The sequence below is a fragment of the Streptomyces sp. NRRL S-920 genome, from assembly GCF_000717945.1.
Classification (GTDB): domain Bacteria; phylum Actinomycetota; class Actinomycetes; order Streptomycetales; family Streptomycetaceae; genus Streptomyces; species Streptomyces alboniger.
Genome location: NZ_JODF01000089.1, coordinates 1 through 21,547, shown reverse-complemented (window position 1 = coordinate 21,547; position 21,547 = coordinate 1). Strand labels below are relative to the sequence as shown.

The following is a 21,547-nucleotide window of genomic DNA, read 5'->3' as shown; positions in this document are numbered from 1 at the left end:
CGTCACCTGGCCCAACTCCACCACCACCAGCCGCAAGGCCCTGCGCGTCGTACAGCAGGGCGACACCTGGCTGGTCGACCAGTCCGAGGACATTGCCGAGTCCGACGAGGCGCACGGCAACCCGGTCCGCGACGCGCTGATGAGGGGATGACGTCGTGATCAGTCTCGAACCGCGGAAGAAGTACCGCTTCAGCGTGTTGAAGCTGCTGATCCGGCTGCAGAACTTCCGGCTGCCCCGCAAGCGGACCGTCCTGATTCCCGTCCTGGGGATCTACGTGACGCTGATGGTCACCGCGCAGTCGGCGTGGGCGAAGGACTACACCCCGGTCGGCATCGGTGACCTCCTGCCCTCCGTTGACATCCCGTACACGAAGGGCCAGGGGACGCTGTACGAGGAGTACGGCAACCCCCTGCTCTACACGGTCACCGACGACTACGGCATGTGGGACGTCATGGACCCCATGCTGGAGATCCCCGCGATCATCTGCATGGCCCTCACCGCCGTGATCGGCTCAGCCGCCGTCACGATCGTGCAGTGGATCTTCAACGTGACGACGATCCCGCCGCTGGAGAACGCGATCACCGCCTCCGTGGGCGGTGCGGCGAAGACGCTCACCGAGACGCTGCTGCCCTCCGCGATGGTGATCGGCGCCCTGGTCGCGTGGGCCAACCACCGCCGGGCCGCCGGATCGGGTCTGTCCCAGCTGGGCTGGGTGGCGGTCTCGACCATCTTCTCCATCTCGCTGCTGATGGCCCCGCAGACCTGGGTCAACGGGATCGACTCCGCCCGCAACGTCGGCTCCAGCGTGGCCATGAACGCCACCAGCGCCGGCCTGGGTGACGGCACGAAGGAACCCATCGACCTCGGTCACAAGACCACGTACGGCAACAACGAGCGCGACAACATGCTGCGGAAGTCGAGCGATGCCGTCTGGCGGACCTACGTCGTCACCCCGTGGTGCGTGGTCCAGTTCGGCAGCCTGGAAGCCTGCAAGGCCGAGGGCAAGGGGCTGCTGGACAAGGGCATCAACCCGGAGGATCGCAAGGAGCATATGAAGGGCGTGGGCGACCGCATCGGGGGTGAATCAAACTCCTGGGTCGACGGCCACAACCCGGTCGGCCGCATGATGGTCGCCATCCCGGCGCTGATCTGCGTGATCCTGTTCGCGGCCCTGGTCCTGATGCTGGCCTTCGCGAGTCTGGCGTCTTTGCTTGGCGCCTTGCTCATGCTGGTGTCCGGAGTGATCTTTGCCTGCCTGTGGATCATCCCAGGAAGGCCCAGGACGTGGGGCGTTCGCTGGTTCGACTTCCTCCTCGGCTACACGCTGCAGAGCGCCATCGCCACGATGACCCTCGGCTCGGTCCTGGTCGTGACCACCGCGTCCACCAAGATGATGGGCGAGTACGGCTATGCGGCCGCCGCCGGAATCAGCATCGCCACCGCCATCGTCGCCTTCAAGTTCCGCAGCGTCCTGGAGTCCATCGTCGGCGTCACGGGCCTGACCAGCCCGGCCGCCGCCGTCGGCGGACTGCTCGCCGCCCGCGCGGCGGGTAAGGCCGGATGGGGTATCACCAAGGGACTCGGCCGCGGACTCGCGGGGATGCGGCTTCCGCGTATGCCCCGTATGCCCCGCCGCAGCGGTGGTGGAGGCGGCGGTAACGCCGACAGGCCGACGACCCCGCAGCTTCCGCCGGGCGGCAACCCGGGCGCCCTGGCCGGTGCCCGCCGCCCCATGCCGCCGCTGCCCTCCGGCCAGACGGCAGGCGCCGCACTGCCGAACAGCGGCAGCCGTAAGGAAGTCGGTCCCCTCACCAGCCGTCCGGAACTGCCGTCGTCCACCGCGCCGGCCCGCGGCCGGTCCGTTGCAGACGGCCCGGCCAAGGCCGTCCCGGGCACCCGCCGCCCGGCCGAGGTCGGAGGCACCCGCCGCCCGGCGGAGGTCGGGGGCTCGGTGCCCCGTCAGGCCCTGCCCGCCGCAAGCGGCTCCGCGCAGGCGGCGGCGAACAGCACGAGCCGTCCGGCAGCGGGAGCGGCCAGCCGTCCGTCCCCGACGCTGCGGACCGAGAACAGCGGCGCCAGCTATACCTTCCGGCAGGGTCCGAAGACGGGCACCTCCGCGCCGAAGGTCATTCCGCACAAGGTGGTCCGCTCGACACCGAACCGTCCCGGCGGTTCCACCGGGCCCAACCCCACCCGGCCGGAAAACCGCAGCCGGGCCCGCAGTCGCGGCCGCGGCCGGGGTCTGTCCGTGCCGACCGTGACGCGCCGCAACGGGGGGAACTAAGTGGCTGACGACGACAAGAAGCCGCGTACGCCCGCGGACTTCCGCGAGCTGCTGCAGGAGGTCTACGAGGTCCCGGAGGTCGAGGAGGGGGGCAAGCGGCGCCAGCGCCGCAAGGCCCGCCGCCAAGCCCGCCGTACGGCGAAGACCAACCGCAAGACGACGATGAAACAGGTATTGGAGGAGGAGCGGGCCAAGGAGCCCATGAACCCTGCCGGTGCCGCCCTGATCATCGTCGTCATCCTGGTCGTGGGATTCGGCGCTACGAAGTGGATCACCGGGGACGACAAGGGGCAGCAGAGCGTCAGCACCGCCCCGAGTGCCACCGCCGCCGATCCCGCCGGCGGGGGCACGACGGCGAGCTCGCCGCCGAGCCCTTCCGCATCGGCGTCGCCGTCCGCCTCGCTTCCGGCCGTGGACTTGAGCGCGCCGGAGAAGACGGCGGAGGGCTGGGGTCGGGTCTATATGACCCGCAACCCGCCGGTCGACAGGGAGCACGAGACCGTGGTCGAGCGGGCGGCTCCGTGGATGACCGAGGCCCTGGCCCGCAATCTAGCGGGCACCCGAGACAGCCTGTGGGACAACCTGATCTCCAACGGCGGGGTGTCCACCGTGACCGGGGTCGAGGTGGGCAAGGCCGACGAGAAGCTGGGCATCGACACCCCGCTGCGGGCCTGGCGGGAGGTCAAGGTCAAGACCGTCATTGAGGGCTACAAGAAGTACGACAAGACCTATGTCTTCCAGGCGGAGATGACGCGCGACGGCGACCAGTGGCGCGTGTCGAGGGTGCTGGGGGTCTGACGTGAATTCGCGCCAGGCCGCCATGCTGGCCTCGGGGGTGGCGCGTCGGGGGGCGGCGCTGAAACTCGTCGTCCCCGCCGGCATCCTCTTCTTCTGCTTCCTGATAGGGCTCGGGATCGTCGGCGGCATCGCCGGTAGCTCCCAGGCGTCCGCCGCGTCCTGCGGCGGCGCCGGTCTGCCCGATGCCCAGTACGAGAACGACGACGAGAGCGACGACGGGGGTAGCAAGGACAGCACCGACGGTCTCCATGCCCAGCAGATCGACAACGCCAAGACGATCGACAGGGTGGCCGCCCAGGGCGGCCTGCCCGGACGCGCAACCCTGATCGCGCTGATGACCGCGCTCCAGGAGAGCACGCTGATCAATCTCGATCACGGTCCGGGCGACTCCGTGGGCCTGTTCCAGCAGAAGCCGCAGTACGGATGGGGCACCAAGGAACAGATCATGAAGCCCGCCTATGCGGCGAAGATGTTCTTCTTCGGCGCGGACAGCGGAAGCCCTCGCGGGCTGACGGACGTCAAGGGCTGGGAGTCGATGGCACTGGAGGAGGCCGCCGAAGCCGTCCAGCACTCCGAGCAGGGCGAGCTGTACGCCGGTCAGGAGTCCGAGGCCCGCCGGATCGCGAAGGAAGCCGGTATCAACCTCGCGCACCCCGGCCGGGCAGACAGCCAGCCGACCGACAACCCGTCCGGCAGCACGGCCACCCCGTCCGACGCCCCGAGCGGGGCCCCCACCGAGCGGTGCGAGAACGAGGAGGACCAGGAAGACGGACCGCCTGCGAAGCCGGGCACCGAGTTCCACGACGGCAACGCCGACTGGCCCGCCCAGGTGAAGAACCGCCGGTCCACCGCCGACGCCATCAAGTGGGCCAAGCGCGAGGCCGACAGCGGGTCCTTGGAGTGGTATCGCTGGTGCCTGAAGTTCGTTGCTCAGTCGTACGGCTGGACCTCCGCCGGTTCCCAGTACGCCATCGACCACTACTGGGCAATGCCGTCCACAATGCGGCACAACCGGGACCGCAACCCCCCGGTCGGTGCCCTCATGTTCTGGAGCACCGACGGCCGGGCGGGGCATGTCGCGCTCTACGTCGGCAACGGGGAAATCGCATCCAACGACATCCGCGAGCCCGGCCGGATCTCGATCGTTCCTGCCACGGATATTGAGTCGAAATGGGGTGCTACGTACCAGGGTTGGGCGCCACCGTACTTCCCCAATGCCGGATAAGAAGTGGCATGTCAGTGCCTTTTGAGATGATCTAGAACAGAGCAAAGGAGACGGGTGTGGCAGATCGGCTGATCCTGGTTGACGACCTGGACGAGGAGAGCATCAAGGGCGTCGAGCGGATCGACTTCATGTGGCGGGGGACCGAGTACGAGGTCGACCTCAACCCGGAGCACCTGGCGGAGTACGACGAAGCTCTCGCTCCACTGCTGAAGGTGGCCCGGGTGAAGCAGGGCGCCGGCCGCAAGGGGCGCAAGACGACGAAGACCAAGTCCGAGACGGCGGCCGAGACGAAGAAGGTCCGCGACTGGGCCAAGGCGAACGGGCACGAGGTGCCCGACCGCGGCCCGGTCCCGGCGGCGGTCCGCGAGGCGTACGCCCGAGCGCAGGCCGAGCCGGGGCCGAGCGTCCCGCCGCAGGGCGCACAGGGAGACGCCGAGCCCGCGACCCAGAACCCCTATGCCGGTCGCTGATCCGAAGGGACGCACCCGGCCCTCCGTGGCCTGGCGGCCCTTGACCGAAGAGGCAGCGAAGAGGCTGACCGAAGAGGCGGCCTGCTTCGTCTGGCTCAACCTCACCACGGGGGAGCTGGACGTACGCGCGACCGACGAGTTCGCGGCCAGCCCCCCGTGGTTGGTGGCCGCGTGTTGGACGCTCCGCTGGCCCGTCGCCCCGCTACCCGCGGACCGGGCCAACAAGCTGATGGACGAGATCGCCCCCCACGCTCAGCACCTGATCAACGCCACCAGCACCGAACTGACCGACCGTACGCGGCCGGGAACCGTTCTGTACTACGGCGCCGGGCCCGCGCTCGACGCCATCCAGAGGTGCTGTGCCGCCACGTGGACCGACCCGGACCGGCTGCACACGGAAAAGCAGTAAGGAAGTGGCCCGATGCCTGTTGTGACCGACCATGACGCCGTCCCCCTGACCCCGGTCTACACGATCGTGATCCGCGAGAGCGGTGAGGCCAGCGTCGACGGGCATCCAGTGGACACCCTCCCCGGCCAGGACGCCCGCGACGCCGCCCTGGCGCACATCCAGGAGAAGGCCGCCCGGCTCGACCGACCGGTCCGCGTCAACGCCAAGGAGCCGGACGGCAGCACCTGGCCCCTGATTGTCGACTGGGACGGCGAGGTGACGCCGCTCGAACAACCTCACCCGGCGCCGGCCCCGCCTGCAGCACGCCGAGCTCCCGAGCCGCCTCCCGCGACCGCAGCCGCCCCCGTCCACCTTCCCCCGCCCACCGGTGAGCCGGTCATCCCCGGCCCGCCCCCGGCCACGCCCAACGTCGACTGGATGGCACCCCTGCCCCCCGAGTACGGGGAGATGCTGGATGCGGTGAGGTCCGCGGACATCGCGGGCAACTTCCCCGCCGCCGAGGTCGCGGCCAAGGATCTCGAAGACGCGCTGGACGACGCGTACGGTGCCTCGCACCCCTACACCGTGAACGTCGTCGCGGTCAGGGCCAACCTGGCACTGCGCAGGGCGGCATGGACCACCAGCCTGGAACTGCACATGCGCGCGGCCTGGCTCCGGCACGACCAACAGGCCCCCCGGGACGAGACGCTGCGGCTGGCCCGCAACGCGCACTTCTGCTGGAAGCACCTGGTCGCCCAGTGCCCCAAGCACCCCGGGACTCACGATCCCGCCCAGGCCCAGCAGCGCGTCCAGGACCTCCTTCGGGTGCTCCGGCATGTCGACGTCGAGCCGATCATCATCACCACGACCGAGGAGTGGGCGGCGAAGCTGCTGCCCGCAGCCTCCTGACGCACCACCACGAAACGGGGGAGCGGATGGCGATCCGTGTGGGACCGGGCCAGTCGGCCCAGCAGGAGTACAAGCGGCGTCTCCGGTCCTGGAGGACGTCGGCACGACGGCGGTTCCTCATCGGGCTGGCCCCCGTACTCGCCCTCGCCGGGGTGCTGGAGTGGTGGATCGGCTGGCACGGCATCGGTGTCCCGCTGTTCGGCCACATCGCTGCCCTCGCCGTCGTCCTCGCGTGGTGCGGAACGCTCACGGCCCCCCAGCACGTACGGGCCTGGCGGTCCGGCGCAGAAGGCGAACGGCGGACCGCGCGGATGCTCGCCCCGCTGGCCCGCCGCGGCGCGGTCATCCTCCACGACCGCGCACTCGGCAAGGTCGCGAATCTGGACCATCTCGCCATCGGGCACTGGGGTATTGCCTGCATCAACACCAAGAACTGGCAGGCCAAAGGGGCGCGAGTCGCCGTCAGCCCCGACGGTGGAACCCTGTGGTACGGCGCCCACGCCCAGAACCGCGAGGTGGCGAAAGCCCACGGGGAGGCGAGGCAGGCAGCCGCTGCCCTCCGGCGCCCGCTGGACGGGCTGCCGGTCGACGTCCGGCCGATCATCGCCGTACACGGGGCCCCGGTTGGCCGTCGCGGCATCTTGGTCTTCGACGGCGTGGTGGTGATCGAGGCCAGGCGCCTTCGCAGCCACCTGCGCAAACAGCGTCGCGTCCTCTCGCCGGCCGAGGTCGCCCAGGCCGGGCAGGCAGCCGACCAGGCCCTTCCCCCGAAGGAATAGAACGTCGCTTCGCCAGGAAGTCGAACAAATCATGCCAATGGCCCGGGAGGTTTCCCGGGCCATTGGCATATTGGTTTCCTGAACGGTTTAATAGGTGTATGCCAGCAACGTTGCGCGTCACCGTCCACATGTCCGAGGATCTTGCGGCACGGATCAGCAGCACCGCCCGGTCGTACCGGCTGGCTGAAAAAACCTGGCGTCGCCTTTCCCTGCTAAACGCGAGGGATTCCCGAGAGCGTAAGAAGATTCGAGTAGAGGCGGAATTGCGCCGCAAGGCGGAGTGGCCGACAGAGGACCACCTTGTCGAAGCCTGCGTGCGCGGCCGCATGGCGCAGCCGGACCTTGCCCGCGACTGGCGCCCGCTGACCGAGGAGGAGAAGGCCGAGCTGTCGTTGCCCGGCATGTGGCCCGGGTCGGAGAGGCCAGGGGAGGACTTCGGGACTCCCTTCGCCTGCACGCTCGACTATGACCTGGTCTGGCAGGCGCGGACGGCCGCGTGGCGGATCAGTGAGCCGTGGATCGAGGAGATCCTGAGCCAAGGGCTGGGCAACCTGCGCGGACTCACCGAGGAACAGCGCGACCGGCGAGCCGCCCTCGGCGCCCATGTGCTCACCTTCGGCGCCATCGTCCGGCAAGGGATCGCGGACCACTGGCCCACCAAGGAGGTTTCTCAAACTGAATCGCGAAAGAGTTCTGACCAATAACGTTATTTCGACCCTGCATATCCGCCAATCGCTTCTGAGCTGCCTTTCTGCTTGATTGTCGATTCTGCTTGTAAAGCGTTGCCGGTACTGCTATCCATGAAATGGCGTCGGTGAATCAGGCGAGAAATGGAAGGCTCTGCAAGATGTCCGAAGAGGTAGCGGTCGCGGCGCAAAAGGCGCGGCCGAAAGTGGTCAACGGAACGCAGTTGGCGGCCGAACTGGGCATCGAGCCCTGGATGGTCACCCGGGCACAGGAGCTGGGGCTCATCCCGCCCCGCGACAAGTCCAAGGGGTGGTCGCGCGAGGCAGCCGACGCCCTCGCCCCGCGGGTCGAGGAGATCCGCGAGGGCATCGCGGACCGCGAGGGCTATGGCGCCCGGCGTACGGCCGAGCTGCTGGCCGAGCTGACCGGACTCGAAGTCGAGGCCGCCGACGTGCCGCCCCTGGCCGAGAAGACCAGGTTGCGCGTCGTGGATGAGTACAAGGGTTGGGACCTCTACTCGGTACGCGACGCGCGGGCCCTCGCGGTGTCCGAGGACGCCAAGGCGCTGATGTCCGAGCTGATCGCCGTCCGGCAGGAGGCGAAGGCCCGCAGCGAGGCCGAGTGGACCGCGTGGGTGGAGGTGAGCCTGCCGCCCGACGAGGCAGCCGGCCGTCTGGGGTGGAAGGTGGCCGAGCTGAAGCAGGTCGCCCAGGACGGGCGGATCAGCGCGGGGAGGGGCGGACGGTTCGCCGTCGAGGACCTGGACGTGCTCGCTGCGGACGAGGAGCTGTGCGAGAAGGTGACGGGGGACCGGCTGATCCGGGCCGACGAGGCGGCCGGACTGCTGGAGATCCGGTACCCCACCGACTGGCAGCACGTGGTGGCCGCAGGCTGGATCACCCCGGCCACCCACACGGAGGCTCGGGTCGGGCGGCGGAGGTGGATCGAGGTACCGCTGTTCCGGACCCGCGATGTCGAGGGCCTGCGGGATCTTCCGGGTGTGCCGTGGGAGGAGGTCCGCGCGGTACGACCCGGAGAGCCGAGTCCGCTCCGCGAGTACAGCCGGGTGACGACCCGCGCTGAGGCGATTCACGCCTTCGCCGCCGCCGTCGCCGACCGGCACCAGGTCGAGATGTGGGCCTTCCACGACGACCGCACCGGCGCGTGGGCACTGGACTGGGCCCGTGACGACCAGGACGGCCCGACACGCGAGCAGGTCGCCGCCGAGCTCCGCGCCGACCAGCAGGCCGCCCGCTACCGCGCGGACATCACGGTCGGCGGCACCCGGTGGGGCCAACGGGCACGTCAGGCACGCGAGATCCTGGCGGCGGACACGGCGGTGCTGCTGTGCACCAGGTCCTCCGGGCAGCCGACCAACGACACCGAGACGACCGAGATCATCGAGATCGCCGTCATGGACGCCTCCACCGGCAAGGTGCTGCTGGACCGCCGGGTGAAGCCGTCCGTCCCGCTGGGGGAGCGGTACGCCGGGGGGCTCTCCGACGAGGACCTGGCGGACGCCTCCCCGTGGGAGCGCGTACTGGTCCGGGTGCGGGACGTGACCCGCGGGCGCCTGATCGTCCCGGGCCGGCCGGGGGAGGACCAGAAGCTGATCGCGGCCGACACCGCGCGGGCGGGCAAGCGCCCGATGCACCTCGCCGCCGACGAATCCTGGGCTTTGCGGGAGGGGGACGACCCGGTCACCCCGGTCAGGGGACTGCCTGCGGTGAAGGGGTGCGAGTACGTACGCGAGGAGCTGCTGCGGCGGTCCCGCGCCCGCGGCCGCGCTCACCTCCCCGAGGCCGCACCCCGCCAGGAGGTGACCCGCTGATGGCCGAGATCCGGATCATGGGCGCGAGCGTCGAGGAACAGGAGCAGGTCACGGACCTGATCAGGAGGGCCCTCGCGGCGTACCCGGTACCGGTCGCCGTGGACGAACCGCGCCGTCTGCAGAACCGGCGGTCCGAACCCGGCACCCCCGAGTACCGGATCGTCTTCACCGTCATCCCCGCTCCCGCCCCGGCGCCGGCCGCCGAGGAGCACACCGTGCACGTCGAGCGGGAGGAGCCGGTCGGCCGCCGAGGAGAACGCCGCAGCGGACGCCCGATGAGCGGGCGCCGGGACCGTCCCGCCCTTCCTCCGGGCACCGGCCGGTAGCCGGTCGGGACTGGCCGTCGTATCCCGCATGGGCCCTTGCCGCCGCTACTCTGGGGGGCGAGGGCCCGGCGACCGTTCCGGAGCCCCGTGCCACGGGAAGGCGGTGACCATGCGCGAGGCGACGAATCCTGGCGAGGGGGAGTGGACCCCGGACGCCATCGCTCACGCCCTGACGCCGGGCCAGCGGATGGAGTTCATGCGTCAGCTGAACCTCACCCCGTTCAGCGAGCTGGAAGCCCTCGGGGCCCGGTGGCGGAAGCTCATCGAGGACCTGCGGGCCGGAGCTGCGAAGGCCCCCGAGGTCCTGGACTACCAGCGTCAGCACGGCGGCGCTCTGCCGCCGGAGTACACGGACGTCACCGAGCTGATCAGCGAGCGGCGGGTCGCGTGAACTACCGGCTCTACATGGACCCCACGCAACACGAGGTCTACCGGAGCCTGCCCGAGCGGGCCCGCGACCGCCTGGCCCGCTTTCTGCTCGACTCGCTCACCGACCCCATCACCGCGACCGAGCCGTACGGCGACGTCGATGACGGCGTGGTGCGGCTGTGGGCCGCCGGGGACCTGGCGGTGGTGCTGATGGTCGGCGCCGAGACCAAGACCGTCACGGTTCTCAGCATCGCGTACGCCGGCCTGGACTGACGACGAACGACGAGGGGCTTCTCCTCCTACCCCCCCCCGCGGGGGGGGTAGGAGGAGAAGCCCCTCGGTGTCTTCAACACCCTTCCGCGGGCGGACCGATCAGGGACCGTTCCGAAGACACCGCTCGGCGCCGAGCGTGAAAGTCGATGCGGAATGACCTCCGCCGAGATGAACGAGCGCCCGCCCAGGAGGTCACGCGGGAACGGGCAAGCCCAGCGCCGAAACGGGGGGATTCGGCGCTGGGCTGTTGGCCCACTCTGCCACGGAATTGCCCGCCCGTACCCTGATTTGAACCTTTGGGTGCTCCGCGCGACAGAGCGCCTGTCAGGCGAGAGCCTGCCCAAGAAGGTCCCGTGGACGGCCGTTGAGCGCCTGGTGCAGAGCCTCGGCCCGAGATCGGATCAGGCCGTCACGGTAGGGGGCCGGGAGGCGGTCGAAGATGCCTGCCGCCATCTCGGCAGCCGCTGAAGGGTCGCCGTCGAGGCGCAGACAGGCGGCGGTGTCCATCGCGATCAGGGCCCGGGTCATCACCGATGGGGAGTCGGTGAGGTCGAGGGCACCGTCCTGGGCCGCGTAGGCAGCCTCCGTGTCCCCGAGGAGGGTGTACGCCTGGGAGAGGTGGACGAAGTGCTTCTGTCCCGGATAGCCGAACCAGGTATCTGCTGTTTCATGTCCGTCGAGGTGTTCCACGAGGTTCCGCACATCTGTGACCGCCATCCGGGCGCCCCGAAGATCACCGATGGCGGCCAGGGAGCGGGCCGTGACCGCCGCCGCCAATGCGCCGGCGGCGGTGGGCGTCCGACCGGCGGCCCTGCGAGCTCGGGAGGCGATCCGTACGGCCGCCTCCGGGGCGCCGTAGTTCAACGGCACCATCGCGTGCCGCGCCAGCACCCAGGCGGTCATCCTGCGGTCACCGGACTCGCGAGCTGCCTTCTCCGCCGTCGCGAACCATCGGAACGCGTCCCCCTTGTCGCCGCGATCGTGCTGGACGATGGCGACGAGACCGGCAATCCCCGCAGCGGTACGGGCGAGATCAGCACGTGCCCCGGCGGGGTGGGGCTGGCGGAGGACCTGACCGAGGAGATCGAGGTCCGCCTGCATTTCGCTCAGCACGTCGTCGGGCGCCCGGCCGTGGTAGCCGCCCCGGTGCCGCTCGAATGCCGACTCCAGGTAAGCCAGGTCACCGGCTCCGGAGCCGGTGAGGGCCCCGTCGATGCCCTCGCGCGCCTGCGCGATGCCCGGCAACGCGGTTGAACCTACGGCCGCGGCCGCCACCCCGAAGAAACTGCGTCGCTTCACGTCCTCTTTCTCCCTGCGCTGGCTGCGTCGGTGCTGCCGCGATGCGGCGACTGCCCGCTGCACGTCCGCGACGCTCAGCCCGTATGCGCGGGCGATCGTCTCGTGCCAGTCCGGGACCGGTAACCGCTTCTCCAGTTCCCACCGCTTGATGTTCTCCCAGTCGAACCACCGGCCGCCCTGGGCCTGTTGAACGACCTTGGCCTGCTGATCTCGGGTGCGTCCGGCGCGTTCGCGGATCGCTCGAAGTAAGGCGCCGATGCCGTCCGGGGCCACCATGACACTTTCCCTCCGTCGCCGTCGGGTGCGGCCCTCATCCTGGCCCCCCGGAGCGGCCCCCCGCCGGGAAACGCACCCCTTCGTGGCCCCTCATTCCTTGTGTTCCCCGGCAGTTCAATGGGCGAACGCCGCCGACCCCTCGGCTCGCCGCCGGAACGGTCTCGGTGGCGGGTCGAGGTTCCACCGGCCGCACGGCGCCACCCGGACAGACAGACCAACTGGAGGGGATCATGGACACCGCAGCACCCGTGGATCGGCAGCCGGCTCGCGCCGCATGGGAGGAGACGGGAACGGCCATCGTTCCCGGTGTCCTGGAGCCGGACCGCTTCAAGGCCCTGGTCGAGGAGGCGCACGGCCGGATCGACCTGGTCACCCCCCACGTCCACGAGCACACGGCAGCCCACCGTGACGGCAGCTTCGCCTCCCCGGTGCACTGCGGCTTCATCCCGCCCGGCCCGGTGCTGGAGACCCTGGCCTACGACAAGACCCTGCTGATGACCCTGCGCGAGGCCACCGGCATCCCTCGGCTGATCCCGCGCGGTGGCGCCGTCGTCCTCTACAAGGAAGGCGACTTCCAGGGCCTGCACGTGGACTCGGTGAAGTCCACCGTGACCGTCGCCGTCGCGGTGACCGAGGACCTGCCGCCGATGGGGTGGGCCCCCAACCTGATGGGGGAGTTTCCCGACCGCCTGGGGGAGGTCGTCAGCGAGCACGGCATGTTCCCCGAGGGGGAGGGCTTCACGACCCTGGCTCACCCGTACGGTGACGGCAGTGTCCGGGCGTTCGCCGGGTACCACGTGCCGCACTGGCGCCGGCCGATGACGTCGATGGGCCTGCTGGTGACGATGTCGTTCATGGACCTGTGATGGGCATGACTGCACGTCAGCTCTGGCTGGCGGAAGGACGGGCGGTCGTTCCGGAGGACGTGGTCGACCCCGGGCTCTGGGAGGAGCTTGCCGAGGAGGCCGACCGGTGCGAGCCGCACGCGGTCGTCCGCCACAACCAGCGGCCGGGCCTGCTGGTGATGCGGGACGGCTCGATCACCTCCCCCCAGCGGTGCCGGGTCCACACCGGGGGAGACGCACTCAGCCGGCTGGCCATGTCCAAGGGCCTCGCAGAGGTGGCGGGCGAGGCGACCGGCCGGGCCCGGATGACCCCGATCCGCTTCGGCCTGAAGTTCTACGAGCCCGGCGACTACATGCACGTCCACCGCGACGACGGGAAGTGTGAGATCACCTTCTCGTGCGGCCTGACCCCCGGTCTCGTCTCCATGGGCTGGCTGCCCCGCCTGCGGTGGCTGACCACCCAGCAGGTGGCCGACCGCCTCGGTGACACCCCGTACCCCGACGGCGGCGAGACCTTCCCGGTCCGCCACCGCGTCCTCACCGGATTCGACGGAAGTCGCATCCCCCACTGGCGTACCCCGCTCGACTCCCAGTCGCGCGAGGTACTGATCACCATCTGCTTCACCGACCTCTCGGTGTAGCAGCGTCCTTCCCTAGCCCCAGGAGGAACGACCATGTCCCAGCAGATCCCGTCCGCCACGACGCAGGCCGTGGACCCGGCCGACTTCGTGGTCGAGCTGCACGCCGAGGGCAACATGCCGCAGAACTCCGGCGGCGACCCGGCGGTGCCGGACTCCGCCTTCCCCGACACCCACACCTACCCGCTGCCGTCCGCCTGACGGCTCTGCAGGCGGTAGCTGAAGCCGCCCGGCCGCCGGGGCACCCTTCATGACCTGGGTGTCCCGGCGGCCGGGCTTCGGCATCTGCGAAGGGAAGAGTCCATGCGCAAGGCGTACTTCGACGGCACCCACCGGACCCGTCATCCCGACGAGACCTGGGAGGCGATCCGACCGCTGCTGATGGCGTACGGCATCACCCGCGTCGCCGACGTGACCGGGCTGGATGATCTCGGCATCCCGGTGACGATGGCCGTGCGGCCGCTGGCCCGCACCTTGTCCGTCGCCCAGGGCAAGGGCGTGACGCTGGCCGCCGCCCGGGTCTCCGGGGCGATGGAGGCGATCGAGGCATGGCACGGCGAGCGGGCCGTCCCGACCGCCGAAGTGCGGGCGCCGGCGGACGGCCTCGGCCTGGACCTGCCCTATCCGGTCACCGCCCTGGAGAGCCACCCCGGCTCTCTGTTCACCGGCTGGACCGTCCTGGACTGGATCACGGCACGATCAGCACTGGACGGCGAACCCACGCTCGTCCCGGCGGCGTGCGTGCAGCTGGGCAGGGAAGCCCACGACCGGTGGCGGCTGCACCTGCCCAGCGCGTCCACGAACGGTCTCGCCTCCGGCAACACGCGCGCCGAGGCCGTCGTCCACGCCCTGGCTGAGCTGATCGAGCGCGACACGATCAGTGCACTGGCCGACGGGTCGGGGCACGGTCGTCTCATCGACCCCGGCAGCGTCGAGGACGAGCACTGTGCGGCCCTGATCGACCGGGTGCGGGCGGCAGGGGCTTGGCTGGAGCTGTGGCACCTGCCGAACCGGTTCGAGGTGCCCGTCATCAGCTGCTATCTGTGGCGCGAGGACCAGCCTGCCCTGCTGGTCTCCGGCTCCGGCGCCCACCTGGACCCGCACGTGGCCCTGTCGAGGGCGATCACGGAAGCGGCTCAGTCCCGGCTCACCCAGATCACCGGCAGCCGGGAGGACATCCACCCGGCCGCCTACCGGCCCGCCGTACACCACGGCCCCCAGCCGTCCACCGGCCGTGGCGCCAAGTGGGCGGAGGTCACCGCGCAGCACACCACCGGCTTCACCACGGACGAAGGCGAGGCCGAGCACCTGGCGGCCCGCATCAGCGCGGTCACCGGCCACTCCCCGCTGGTCGTGGACCTCACTCACGGAGCCCACCAGCGGCGCGAGTTCGCCGTCGTCAAGGTGCTGGCCCCGACCCTGCGCTACGACGCCCGGCACGTCATCCCCCGACCGACCCAGGAGGCAGTCGCTTGAGCGTTCACGTCTTCTCCGGGCCCACCGTGCCCGCCGCCCGCGTCAGGGAAGTCCTCCCCGACGCCGTGACGCACCCCCCGGCTCGGCACGGGGACCTGATGCGGCTCGGAGCCGGCCCCGGCGACACGGTGCTGATCATCGACGGTCTCTGGCACCAGAGCGCCCCGGTACGGCACAAGGAGATCCTGGCGCTGCTGGCCGACGGCGTTGCCGTGGTCGGCGCCGCCAGTATGGGAGCCCTGCGGGCCGCCGAGCTCGCTCCGTACGGCATGGTCGGCATCGGGCGGATCTTCGAGGATTTCCGCAGCGGCGCCCTGGACGCGGACGACGAAGTCGCCGTGCTCCACACCGAGGACGGCCGCCCGCTGTCCGAAGCCCTGGTGAACCTGCGGGCCGCTCTGACCCGGGCGGCCGCCGATGGACAGCTGGAGACCACCGAGGCGACCCGGCTGGCCCACCTGGCTCGCTCCCTGCCCTACACCCGCCGGTCCTGGGCCGCCCTGGGCCGCCTCGCGGCGGGGGAGGGGTTGAAGACCGCGTTCAACCGGGCGGATGCCTGGCGTCGTGTGCACCCCTGCGACGCCAAGAGGGAGGACGCCGAGCGGGCCCTTGCCCTGGTGGCCGCTGGCCTGCCTCCGGCCCCCGGCACCGCCGGGGCCTGGGCTGGCGAGCCGTGGCAGACCAGCTTCGTCCGGTACTGGCAGGCGGCCTTCCGGCCGGTCGCGGAGGCGAGCGGGCAGTTGGTGAACTGCCTCGCTCTCCTGAACTATCAGCAGCTCTACGACCCGGGGTTCCCCAGCCGGTGGCGCACGCGGGTCCTGGCTGCTCTCGCGCAGGAAGAGGGCGACGACGTGTGTCGCCCGGTGCGAGCCGCGGCGGTGGAGCGGTCCGCTCTGCGGCGCGTTGCCGATGCGGGTGTGGAGCTGGGCGGCATGTCCGGCGGCCAGCTCGCCCACTGGCTCACCGAGGACGAGGTGAGCCAGCTCCCGCCGGAGGAAGCACTGGTGCGGATCGTCGTCCGCTCCGCCCGCCTGGACGGAGCTTGGACGGTGTGGCCGGTGACGGTGGCCGAAGCAGGCGACCTGATCGGCCCCGTCCCTTCAGTGGCCGAGGCCGTGGCCGCCGCGTTCACCTTCAACGCCGAGGTCGAGGCGGCCGACCCGCACCGCACCACGGCCCACCTGAGCGCCGACCGCATCGCCGCATCGCTGGTTCAGCGGTGGGGGCTTCCCGAGCGGAGCGGCCGGACCGTGCTCGACGCAGCGGCCAGGGACCGGGCGTTCCGCGACTTCGCCGGCGCCGTCGAGGTGGCCCGAGCGTTCTACCTCTCCGCCCGCGCCGGTACTGCCGGGCCGTCGCCCTCCTTGGTCGCCAGCGGCGCGAGGCAGAGCCCCCGGACCTGAGCAATGGCCAGCGGCACGACAGCGGCGGCCGCGATGATCAGGGCGCCCGCCGCCAGCGTCGTGCGAAGCCCGAATACCTGGGAGGCGGGACCGGCCAGGAGGTATCCGAAGGGCACGGGCAGGATCTGGCCGAGCGTCGAGTAGGACAGGGTCCGGCCCAGTCGGTCCGCTGGAATCCTCTCCTGCACCAACGAGGCCCACACGGTCATGCTGACCGCCAGCCCCGTGCCCGCCAACGCCGTGGCGGCCGCGAGGACGGGCAGCGGTACGGCCGCCGCCATCGCTCCCAGCGGCACCGCCATCGAACCGGTGCCCGCACAGACCACGAGCCCGACACGACGCGGCTTCCACATGAGGGCGAGCGCTGCCCCGGCCACCAGCCCCGCGGTGAAGCCGGACACCACCACACCCCACGGCGCGGCACCGCCGAGTACCCGCTGTCCGTACACCGGGCCCAGGAGCTGGTAGCCGACCAGCCACACGGGAACGATCACGGCGGCCTGGCAGACCATCACCCACAACCAGCGGCGGGAGCGGAAGTCATCCCAGCCCTCGCGCAGGTCGGCGGTGAAGCCGGTCCGGACCTTCACGTGCTTGGCCTTGAGGCTGATCCGGGAGAAGAGCAGGGCCGAGGCGGCGAACGTGAGAGCGTCCCAGCCGAGGGCCCAGGCAGGGCCGACCACGGCGACCAGGACGCCGCCCAGGGCGGGCCCCGCGACCTTCACGGTGTTCTGCCCGATCTTCAGCAGGGCATTGGCCGCGTGCCGGAGTTCGGCCGGGACGACTTCCACGACGATGCCGCCGGCCGCGGGGGTGAAGAAGGCTCCCGCCGCCCCGCAGACGGCCGACATCGCCACCAGGTGCCAGACCCGGGCCGTGCCCGAGAGGAGCAGGAGCACCGCCGCCGCCTCGGCGGCCGCGCAGACGACGTTGGACCACACCATGACTCGGTGTCGGGGCAGCCGGTCCGCGACGACGCCGCCGACGAGCAGCAGCAGGATCTGGGGTACGACGCTCGCCGCGAGGACCGCGCCCAGCGCTCCGGGCCCGCCGCCGATCTTGAGCACGGCGAAGGCCAGCCCGATGGGCGCCACGGCCGAGCCGGTCCAGGAGAGCAGACGGGCGGCGAAGTGCAGCCGGTACGGTCTGATCGCCAAGGGGGCGCCTGCCTCCCGGACCCGGGCCGCCCAGCTGATACGTGGGACGGGCCCCGCTGGATTCCGGTCGTGCAGCCGCGCCTTACGCAAGATCCAACTCCACCCAGAGAACACGAAATCCCGGTAGCGAGGCGCCACCGGGAAGATGGTCCCGACTCTAGAGCAACCCGAAGATCGTCTGTCGCAGACGCACCAACAGGTACCCGCAGACCCACAGTGGGGCGGTCCACCTCAACCACAGAACGGAACCCTTCAGCGCCCGCAGTCGAGGACCGACGAGCGGAGGTACCCAGCCGTGCGGCCCCCAGGCCGTACGGCGGCACCCCCGCGGACATCAGCCACGCTTCCCGTCTTTGATCGTCACGGCGCCTAGCCGCCCGAGACTCAGAGCCGATGGTGCTGTCCACCGGGCGTTCGCGGACGACGTCGCCGCACGCGAAGCGAGCCCAGCCCGCGACCTATCTGCGGCAAACGGCTGGATGAACGCCGACCCAGATCACCAGCCGTCTCCGACCCTCGGACCGTCGGGCGTGATGTCGATTCCCCGGCCGTCCCACAGGGCTTCGTCCAGGTCGTCCGGGCGCGGGGTGACGCGCTGGCCGGAAGACTCCGGACTGCCTTGGACGTGAGGCTCCGACCCCGGCTGGGCTGACGCGTCCGCCGCGCCGGTCGAGTCGTGCCGTTCGGCATGTTCTGTCACAGGTCCAGCCCCCTACGGTCGATCGGACGATGCCATTTCCCGCACCCTCGCCAGGAGGAGGCGGCAGTCCTCCACGGCGGTGTGCGGGCCTCCGAGCTTCTGCGAGCGGTAGCGTCCTCGCTTGACCGACCACAGGCCCTTCCAGACGGCGTACGGCTCCATCGCGTCGTGCCACCGGCACTCGCCCAGCCAGTGGGCAGCTACCTGTGCCGAACGGTGTCGTTCCAGCTCCCGTTCCAAGCACCCTTTGTCGAAGGGCAAGTTGTAGGCCACGCACGTCCGACCGTGCAGGGCCTCACCGAGGGCGGGCAGCAGCTCTCCGAAGGTAGGGGCGTCGGCCACCCTCTCCGGAGTGATCTTGTGGATGGCGATGGCGCCCGGTTCGATCCCGGCCTGCGGGTTGACGTACGAGTCGAAGAGCACGGTGCCGCTCTTGTCGGTGGCCGCGATCTGTACCGCCCACGCCCCGTTCAGGCCGGTGGTCTCGATATCGACCGCAGCCAGTGAGTCGTCCGCCAGGAGCCGCCGGGCCCAGTCCGCGACCTGCGCCCGCTCGCGCGGCCACGATCGCGGTCTGCGCAAGGCCCGCACCGCGTCGTCCAGGGCGCCGTGCCGCTCACCGCTCCCTCCGAGCCGCCACCCGGCAGTCCCGAGGACCTGGTCCGAGTAGAGCATCCCGAGGAAGGCGTCCCCGTCGTACACCGCGAAGTCGTGGCGGTCGGTGTCGGCCGGCCGCACGAACCGGGCCGCCCGGCCGTCGATCTCCTGGGTGAACAAGTCGTCCAGCAGCGCCGGATCGGCGGTCACTCGTCGCCCTCCCCGTCGCGGACCGGAAGGCCCTGTTCGTTCACGATGAGCGACTGCCCGGGGATCGGTTCGTCCTCGGCCACGGTGCTGCTGACCTGGTCACGGCCGTGCCCGTCCGTCGCAGGCGAGGACGGCTTGCCCCCCTTGCCGCCGCCGGCGGGGGACTTCACCTGTCGCTCCAGGCGACGGACCTGGGTCTCCAGAGCCTTGCGAGCCTTCTCCGCCCGCTCGGCCGCCGCCGCCTGGTCCGCGCCGAACTTCCGGCTCTGCTCCAGTTCTTCGAGCAGCCGGTCCCGGTCGGCGTTGTGCCGCTTGACCAGCTCATCGCGTTCTTCGTTGTGCTGCTTGATCAGGTTGCCCCGGTCGGTCAGGTGCTCCTGGATCAGGTCCTTCCGCTCCTGCTTCGCATCCGCGACCTGAGCCGTTGCGGCCTCCGCCGTCGCCTTGTGCTGGGCGGTCTCCGCCTGGAGCTGGTCGACGCGCTCCCGGGCCGTCCGCTCGATGGTCTCGACGTCCTTCCGGGCGGTGGCGATCTCGTCCGCCGCCTTCTTCCGGGCGGCGGCGATCTCGTCCTTGGCGTCCTTCTCGATCCGGGCCCGGTGTTCCTCAATCTGTTTGTCGGCTGCCGCCTTCGCCGCTTCGATCTGCTCTTTCGTCTCGGTCGTGACTCGCTCGATCTCCGCACGGGCGGCTTCCTGAGCGTCGTGCGCCCGCGCGTCGGCAGCAGTGACCCGTTCCTCAGCCTCCCGCTCGGCCACCTGCTGGGATCGCACGGCGTGCAGCGCGAGGAGGAACATCAGGGTGGCGGTCGACTCGGCCTGTTCGCGGAGGCCGTCCGCTTCGACGGCCGCCTCCTCCGCCGTCTCCTTCAGGCTTTTGAGCCGCTTCGCCTCCTGCTCGGCGGCGATTCGGGCCTCATGCTCCACCCCGAGCTTCGTCTGTGCTTCGGTGACGGCCAGCCGGGCGGCGTTCTGCGCGTTCGCGACCTGGACGCTCGCCAGCTCCGGATCGCCCGCGGCCTCCACCGCCGCAAGATGGCCGGGGAGCACTTCGAGGACTTGGACCAGGAGGGAACGAAGGCTGATCTCCGTGGTCTGCGCCTCCGCCACGGCGGCACTGTGCGGGAGTGTGGACAGGTCATCCGGAACCACGTCCTGACGAGCGGCGGCGTCCTTGCCGTGCTTCCGCTCCCAGCGCAGGGCTTTGAGCGCGGTGTGGTCGGGGTCATCGCAGTATTTCGACGGCGGCCCGGGGGTACCAGGCGCCTTCACCTTCGCCGGCCGGGAACACCCGGCGGGGAACTCACACAGTCGGACGGCGGTCTCGGTGGGGCCGTCGCTCTGGTCGTTCATCAGTGGATTCCGTTCCCCGTCGCTCAGGCGGCGGTCGTGCGAGTGGGCAGGGCGATGACGGCGGCTTCCTTCGCGGATTCGAGCGCCGTGGTGAAGGCGTCGGCGACGGCGGCGGCCTCTCCGGTCATGCCTTCGATCTCGGCGATGGCGAGGTCATCGCGCACGGTGCGGGCGAGGAAGTCGAGGACGTCGTCGCTGCCGTCGGTCAGTGTCTGGATCTGCTGCAGTTCGCGGTAGCGGTCATCGGCCTGGGCTACCTGCTCGGCGTACGACTCCAGGGCTTCGACCCGCCGGGTGATCCCGTCGAGGCTCGCCCGTAGGGCCCGGCGCCGGGTGTTGAGCAGCGCGGCGACCTTGTCCCCCTTGGGGTTGGAGGGCTCGGCCTTTACCATCCGGGTGTACTTCCGCAGGGCCTCCGCGATCTCCCACTCCTGCCGGGGGAGGGCCACGTCATTGTGCTGCCGGTCGATGAGGTCGAAGCGGTGCACCGCCGAGGTGCGAACAGCCTTCTTCGCCTGCTGTGCACGGGCGAGGAGGGTGCGGGCGTCGTCGTTCAGCTCGGAGGGCTGGACACACCGGTCTTTGAGCTCCGCCAGGCGCCGTGCCGTTTTGTTCCGCGAAGCAGCGTTCGCCGCGTACGCGAACCCCATGAACGCGAGGACGGCGGTTCCGATCGGCCACGCCATGAGGAGGGCGGAGTGGAGGCCGTCGAAGAGTTCCTGCATCGGGCGACCGAAGGCGTCGTTCACCGTGGCCCCGCCGTCGTGCGGGCTCGGCGTGTACCACTCAACTGCCCCGGTGACCCAGGCTCCAGCTCCGAGACCAGCGACGGCGAGACCGGGACGCAGCAGGTAGGGGGCCGTGGCCCACCAGACGCTCACCTCGCCCCGAGGGTAGGAGCGCGGGTCACGGTCGGCCCGGACCAAGAGGTCCCGGTCCTTCTCGGCCAGGTCGGGGTCCCGCACGGTGACGGCGGCCAGGCGCGGTGACGGCGGCGGTTCCTTCTTCACCTTCGGGTCCTCCCCTGTGCCGACTTATGTGCGTCGCGGGGCCTCACGGTCTCACGTGCCGCTGACAAGAAGGTCGTCGGTTCCATCACGACGTCATCCCCTCATCAGTGCGTCGTGGACCGGGTTGCCGTGGGCTTCGTCGGAGTCGGCAATGTCCTCGGACTGGTCGACCAGCCAGGTGTCGCCCTGCTGTACGACGCGCAGGGCCTTGCGGCTGGTGGTGGTGGAGTTGGGCCAGGTGACG

General features: G+C 70.6%; 22 protein-coding genes. 17 read left to right on the top strand and 5 right to left on the bottom strand.

Annotated features, from left to right (window positions below):
* Window positions 1-155: 155 nt before the first annotated feature.
* The 12 genes from IG54_RS0135075 to IG54_RS0135020 all read left to right on the top strand — a co-directional run bounded on the left by IG54_RS0135075 (window position 156) and on the right by IG54_RS0135020 (window position 10,340).
* The gene (locus tag IG54_RS0135075) at window positions 156-2,285 is read left to right on the top strand and encodes a hypothetical protein (protein ID WP_030794423.1); all 2,130 of its coding nucleotides are present in this window, start codon (window positions 156-158) and stop codon (window positions 2,283-2,285) included.
* Window positions 2,286-3,083: a hypothetical protein gene (locus IG54_RS0135070; RefSeq protein WP_030794421.1), complete on the top strand. Its 798-nt coding sequence runs from the start codon at window positions 2,286-2,288 to the stop codon at window positions 3,081-3,083.
* Window position 3,084: 1 nt separating this feature from the next.
* Entirely contained in the window at window positions 3,085-4,308 is a 1,224-nt protein-coding gene (locus IG54_RS39540; RefSeq protein ID WP_234336464.1) for a peptidase M23, read from the top strand.
* A 56-nt stretch (window positions 4,309-4,364) separates the two neighbouring features.
* The gene (locus tag IG54_RS0135060; protein ID WP_051820382.1) at window positions 4,365-4,778 is read left to right on the top strand and encodes a histone-like nucleoid-structuring protein Lsr2; all 414 of its coding nucleotides are present in this window, start codon (window positions 4,365-4,367) and stop codon (window positions 4,776-4,778) included.
* 40 nt (window positions 4,779-4,818) lie between these two features.
* Window positions 4,819-5,187, top strand: coding sequence for a hypothetical protein (locus IG54_RS0135055; protein WP_158708992.1), 369 nt, complete (start codon window positions 4,819-4,821; stop codon window positions 5,185-5,187).
* A 12-nt stretch (window positions 5,188-5,199) separates the two neighbouring features.
* Window positions 5,200-6,075 carry a hypothetical protein gene (locus IG54_RS42340; protein ID WP_158708991.1) on the top strand — a complete coding sequence of 292 codons (876 nt, stop codon included), beginning with the start codon at window positions 5,200-5,202 and terminating at the stop codon, window positions 6,073-6,075.
* 26 nt (window positions 6,076-6,101) lie between these two features.
* Window positions 6,102-6,854: a nuclease-related domain-containing protein gene (locus IG54_RS38715; RefSeq protein ID WP_051820380.1), complete on the top strand. Its 753-nt coding sequence runs from the start codon at window positions 6,102-6,104 to the stop codon at window positions 6,852-6,854.
* 98 nt (window positions 6,855-6,952) lie between these two features.
* Window positions 6,953-7,558 carry a hypothetical protein gene (locus IG54_RS42335; protein ID WP_158708990.1) on the top strand — a complete coding sequence of 202 codons (606 nt, stop codon included), beginning with the start codon at window positions 6,953-6,955 and terminating at the stop codon, window positions 7,556-7,558.
* 143 nt (window positions 7,559-7,701) lie between these two features.
* The gene (locus IG54_RS0135035; protein ID WP_030794400.1) at window positions 7,702-9,372 is read left to right on the top strand and encodes a hypothetical protein; all 1,671 of its coding nucleotides are present in this window, start codon (window positions 7,702-7,704) and stop codon (window positions 9,370-9,372) included.
* On the top strand, window positions 9,372-9,698 hold the full coding sequence (locus tag IG54_RS0135030; RefSeq protein WP_030794397.1) for a hypothetical protein: 327 nt from the start codon (window positions 9,372-9,374) through the stop codon (window positions 9,696-9,698). The genes IG54_RS0135035 and IG54_RS0135030 overlap by 1 nt, the downstream gene beginning before the upstream one ends.
* 109 nt (window positions 9,699-9,807) lie before the next feature.
* Window positions 9,808-10,089: a hypothetical protein gene (locus IG54_RS0135025; RefSeq protein ID WP_030794394.1), complete on the top strand. Its 282-nt coding sequence runs from the start codon at window positions 9,808-9,810 to the stop codon at window positions 10,087-10,089.
* A 14-nt stretch (window positions 10,090-10,103) separates the two neighbouring features.
* A complete protein-coding gene (locus IG54_RS0135020) occupies window positions 10,104-10,340 on the top strand; it encodes a hypothetical protein (RefSeq protein ID WP_030794391.1) in 237 nt (78 codons plus the stop codon).
* A gap of 324 nt (window positions 10,341-10,664) precedes the next feature.
* On the opposite strand, the gene IG54_RS0135015 is transcribed toward IG54_RS0135020, so the two are convergent.
* Window positions 10,665-11,915 (bottom strand): hypothetical protein, encoded by a 1,251-nt coding sequence (locus IG54_RS0135015; RefSeq protein ID WP_030794388.1) that lies wholly within the window; start codon window positions 11,913-11,915, stop codon window positions 10,665-10,667.
* 230 nt (window positions 11,916-12,145) lie between these two features.
* On the opposite strand from IG54_RS0135015, the gene IG54_RS0135010 reads away from it, so the two are divergent.
* From IG54_RS0135010 to IG54_RS0134990, 5 genes are all read left to right on the top strand, one after another.
* On the top strand, window positions 12,146-12,781 hold the full coding sequence (locus IG54_RS0135010) for a hypothetical protein (protein WP_030794385.1): 636 nt from the start codon (window positions 12,146-12,148) through the stop codon (window positions 12,779-12,781).
* A gap of 5 nt (window positions 12,782-12,786) precedes the next feature.
* Window positions 12,787-13,401 (top strand): hypothetical protein, encoded by a 615-nt coding sequence (locus IG54_RS0135005; RefSeq protein WP_234336463.1) that lies wholly within the window; start codon window positions 12,787-12,789, stop codon window positions 13,399-13,401.
* 33 nt (window positions 13,402-13,434) lie between these two features.
* Window positions 13,435-13,599 (top strand): hypothetical protein, encoded by a 165-nt coding sequence (locus IG54_RS42705; RefSeq protein ID WP_199809637.1) that lies wholly within the window; start codon window positions 13,435-13,437, stop codon window positions 13,597-13,599.
* A 102-nt stretch (window positions 13,600-13,701) separates the two neighbouring features.
* Window positions 13,702-14,874 carry a YcaO-like family protein gene (locus IG54_RS0134995; protein ID WP_030794381.1) on the top strand — a complete coding sequence of 391 codons (1,173 nt, stop codon included), beginning with the start codon at window positions 13,702-13,704 and terminating at the stop codon, window positions 14,872-14,874.
* Window positions 14,871-16,277 carry a TfuA-like protein gene (locus IG54_RS0134990; protein WP_030794379.1) on the top strand — a complete coding sequence of 469 codons (1,407 nt, stop codon included), beginning with the start codon at window positions 14,871-14,873 and terminating at the stop codon, window positions 16,275-16,277. The genes IG54_RS0134995 and IG54_RS0134990 overlap by 4 nt, the downstream gene beginning before the upstream one ends.
* Here IG54_RS0134990 and IG54_RS38710 read toward each other — a convergent pair.
* The 4 genes from IG54_RS38710 to IG54_RS39535 form a co-directional block, all read right to left on the bottom strand.
* Window positions 16,196-17,434 carry an MFS transporter gene (locus tag IG54_RS38710; RefSeq protein ID WP_234336462.1) on the bottom strand — a complete coding sequence of 413 codons (1,239 nt, stop codon included), beginning with the start codon at window positions 17,432-17,434 and terminating at the stop codon, window positions 16,196-16,198. The genes IG54_RS0134990 and IG54_RS38710 overlap by 82 nt on opposite strands.
* Before the next feature lie 712 nt (window positions 17,435-18,146).
* Window positions 18,147-18,941: a 3'-5' exonuclease gene (locus IG54_RS0134980; RefSeq protein ID WP_030794373.1), complete on the bottom strand. Its 795-nt coding sequence runs from the start codon at window positions 18,939-18,941 to the stop codon at window positions 18,147-18,149.
* Window positions 18,938-20,293, bottom strand: coding sequence for a hypothetical protein (locus IG54_RS0134975; RefSeq protein ID WP_030794370.1), 1,356 nt, complete (start codon window positions 20,291-20,293; stop codon window positions 18,938-18,940). The genes IG54_RS0134980 and IG54_RS0134975 overlap by 4 nt, the downstream gene beginning before the upstream one ends.
* Window positions 20,294-20,316: 23 nt before the next feature.
* Window positions 20,317-21,303 carry a hypothetical protein gene (locus IG54_RS39535; RefSeq protein ID WP_051820375.1) on the bottom strand — a complete coding sequence of 329 codons (987 nt, stop codon included), beginning with the start codon at window positions 21,301-21,303 and terminating at the stop codon, window positions 20,317-20,319.
* Window positions 21,304-21,547 lie beyond the last annotated feature (244 nt).

What these genes read in the sequence shown, in the direction of transcription:
- IG54_RS0135025 (WP_030794394.1), top strand. Translation starts at nt 9,808, where the DNA reads ATGCGCGAGGCGACGAATCCTGGCGAGGGGGAGTGGACCCCGGACGCC.
- IG54_RS42340 (WP_158708991.1), top strand. Translation starts at nt 5,200, where the DNA reads ATGCCTGTTGTGACCGACCATGACGCCGTCCCCCTGACCCCGGTCTAC.
- IG54_RS0135005 (WP_234336463.1), top strand. Translation starts at nt 12,787, where the DNA reads ATGACTGCACGTCAGCTCTGGCTGGCGGAAGGACGGGCGGTCGTTCCG.
- IG54_RS0135015 (WP_030794388.1), bottom strand. Translation starts at nt 11,915, where the DNA reads ATGGTGGCCCCGGACGGCATCGGCGCCTTACTTCGAGCGATCCGCGAA.
- IG54_RS0135010 (WP_030794385.1), top strand. Translation starts at nt 12,146, where the DNA reads ATGGACACCGCAGCACCCGTGGATCGGCAGCCGGCTCGCGCCGCATGG.
- IG54_RS0134995 (WP_030794381.1), top strand. Translation starts at nt 13,702, where the DNA reads ATGCGCAAGGCGTACTTCGACGGCACCCACCGGACCCGTCATCCCGAC.
- IG54_RS42705 (WP_199809637.1), top strand. Translation starts at nt 13,435, where the DNA reads ATGTCCCAGCAGATCCCGTCCGCCACGACGCAGGCCGTGGACCCGGCC.
- IG54_RS42335 (WP_158708990.1), top strand. Translation starts at nt 6,953, where the DNA reads ATGCCAGCAACGTTGCGCGTCACCGTCCACATGTCCGAGGATCTTGCG.
- IG54_RS0135030 (WP_030794397.1), top strand. Translation starts at nt 9,372, where the DNA reads ATGGCCGAGATCCGGATCATGGGCGCGAGCGTCGAGGAACAGGAGCAG.
- IG54_RS0134975 (WP_030794370.1), bottom strand. Translation starts at nt 20,293, where the DNA reads ATGAACGACCAGAGCGACGGCCCCACCGAGACCGCCGTCCGACTGTGT.
- IG54_RS0135020 (WP_030794391.1), top strand. Translation starts at nt 10,104, where the DNA reads ATGGACCCCACGCAACACGAGGTCTACCGGAGCCTGCCCGAGCGGGCC.
- IG54_RS38715 (WP_051820380.1), top strand. Translation starts at nt 6,102, where the DNA reads ATGGCGATCCGTGTGGGACCGGGCCAGTCGGCCCAGCAGGAGTACAAG.
- IG54_RS0135035 (WP_030794400.1), top strand. Translation starts at nt 7,702, where the DNA reads ATGTCCGAAGAGGTAGCGGTCGCGGCGCAAAAGGCGCGGCCGAAAGTG.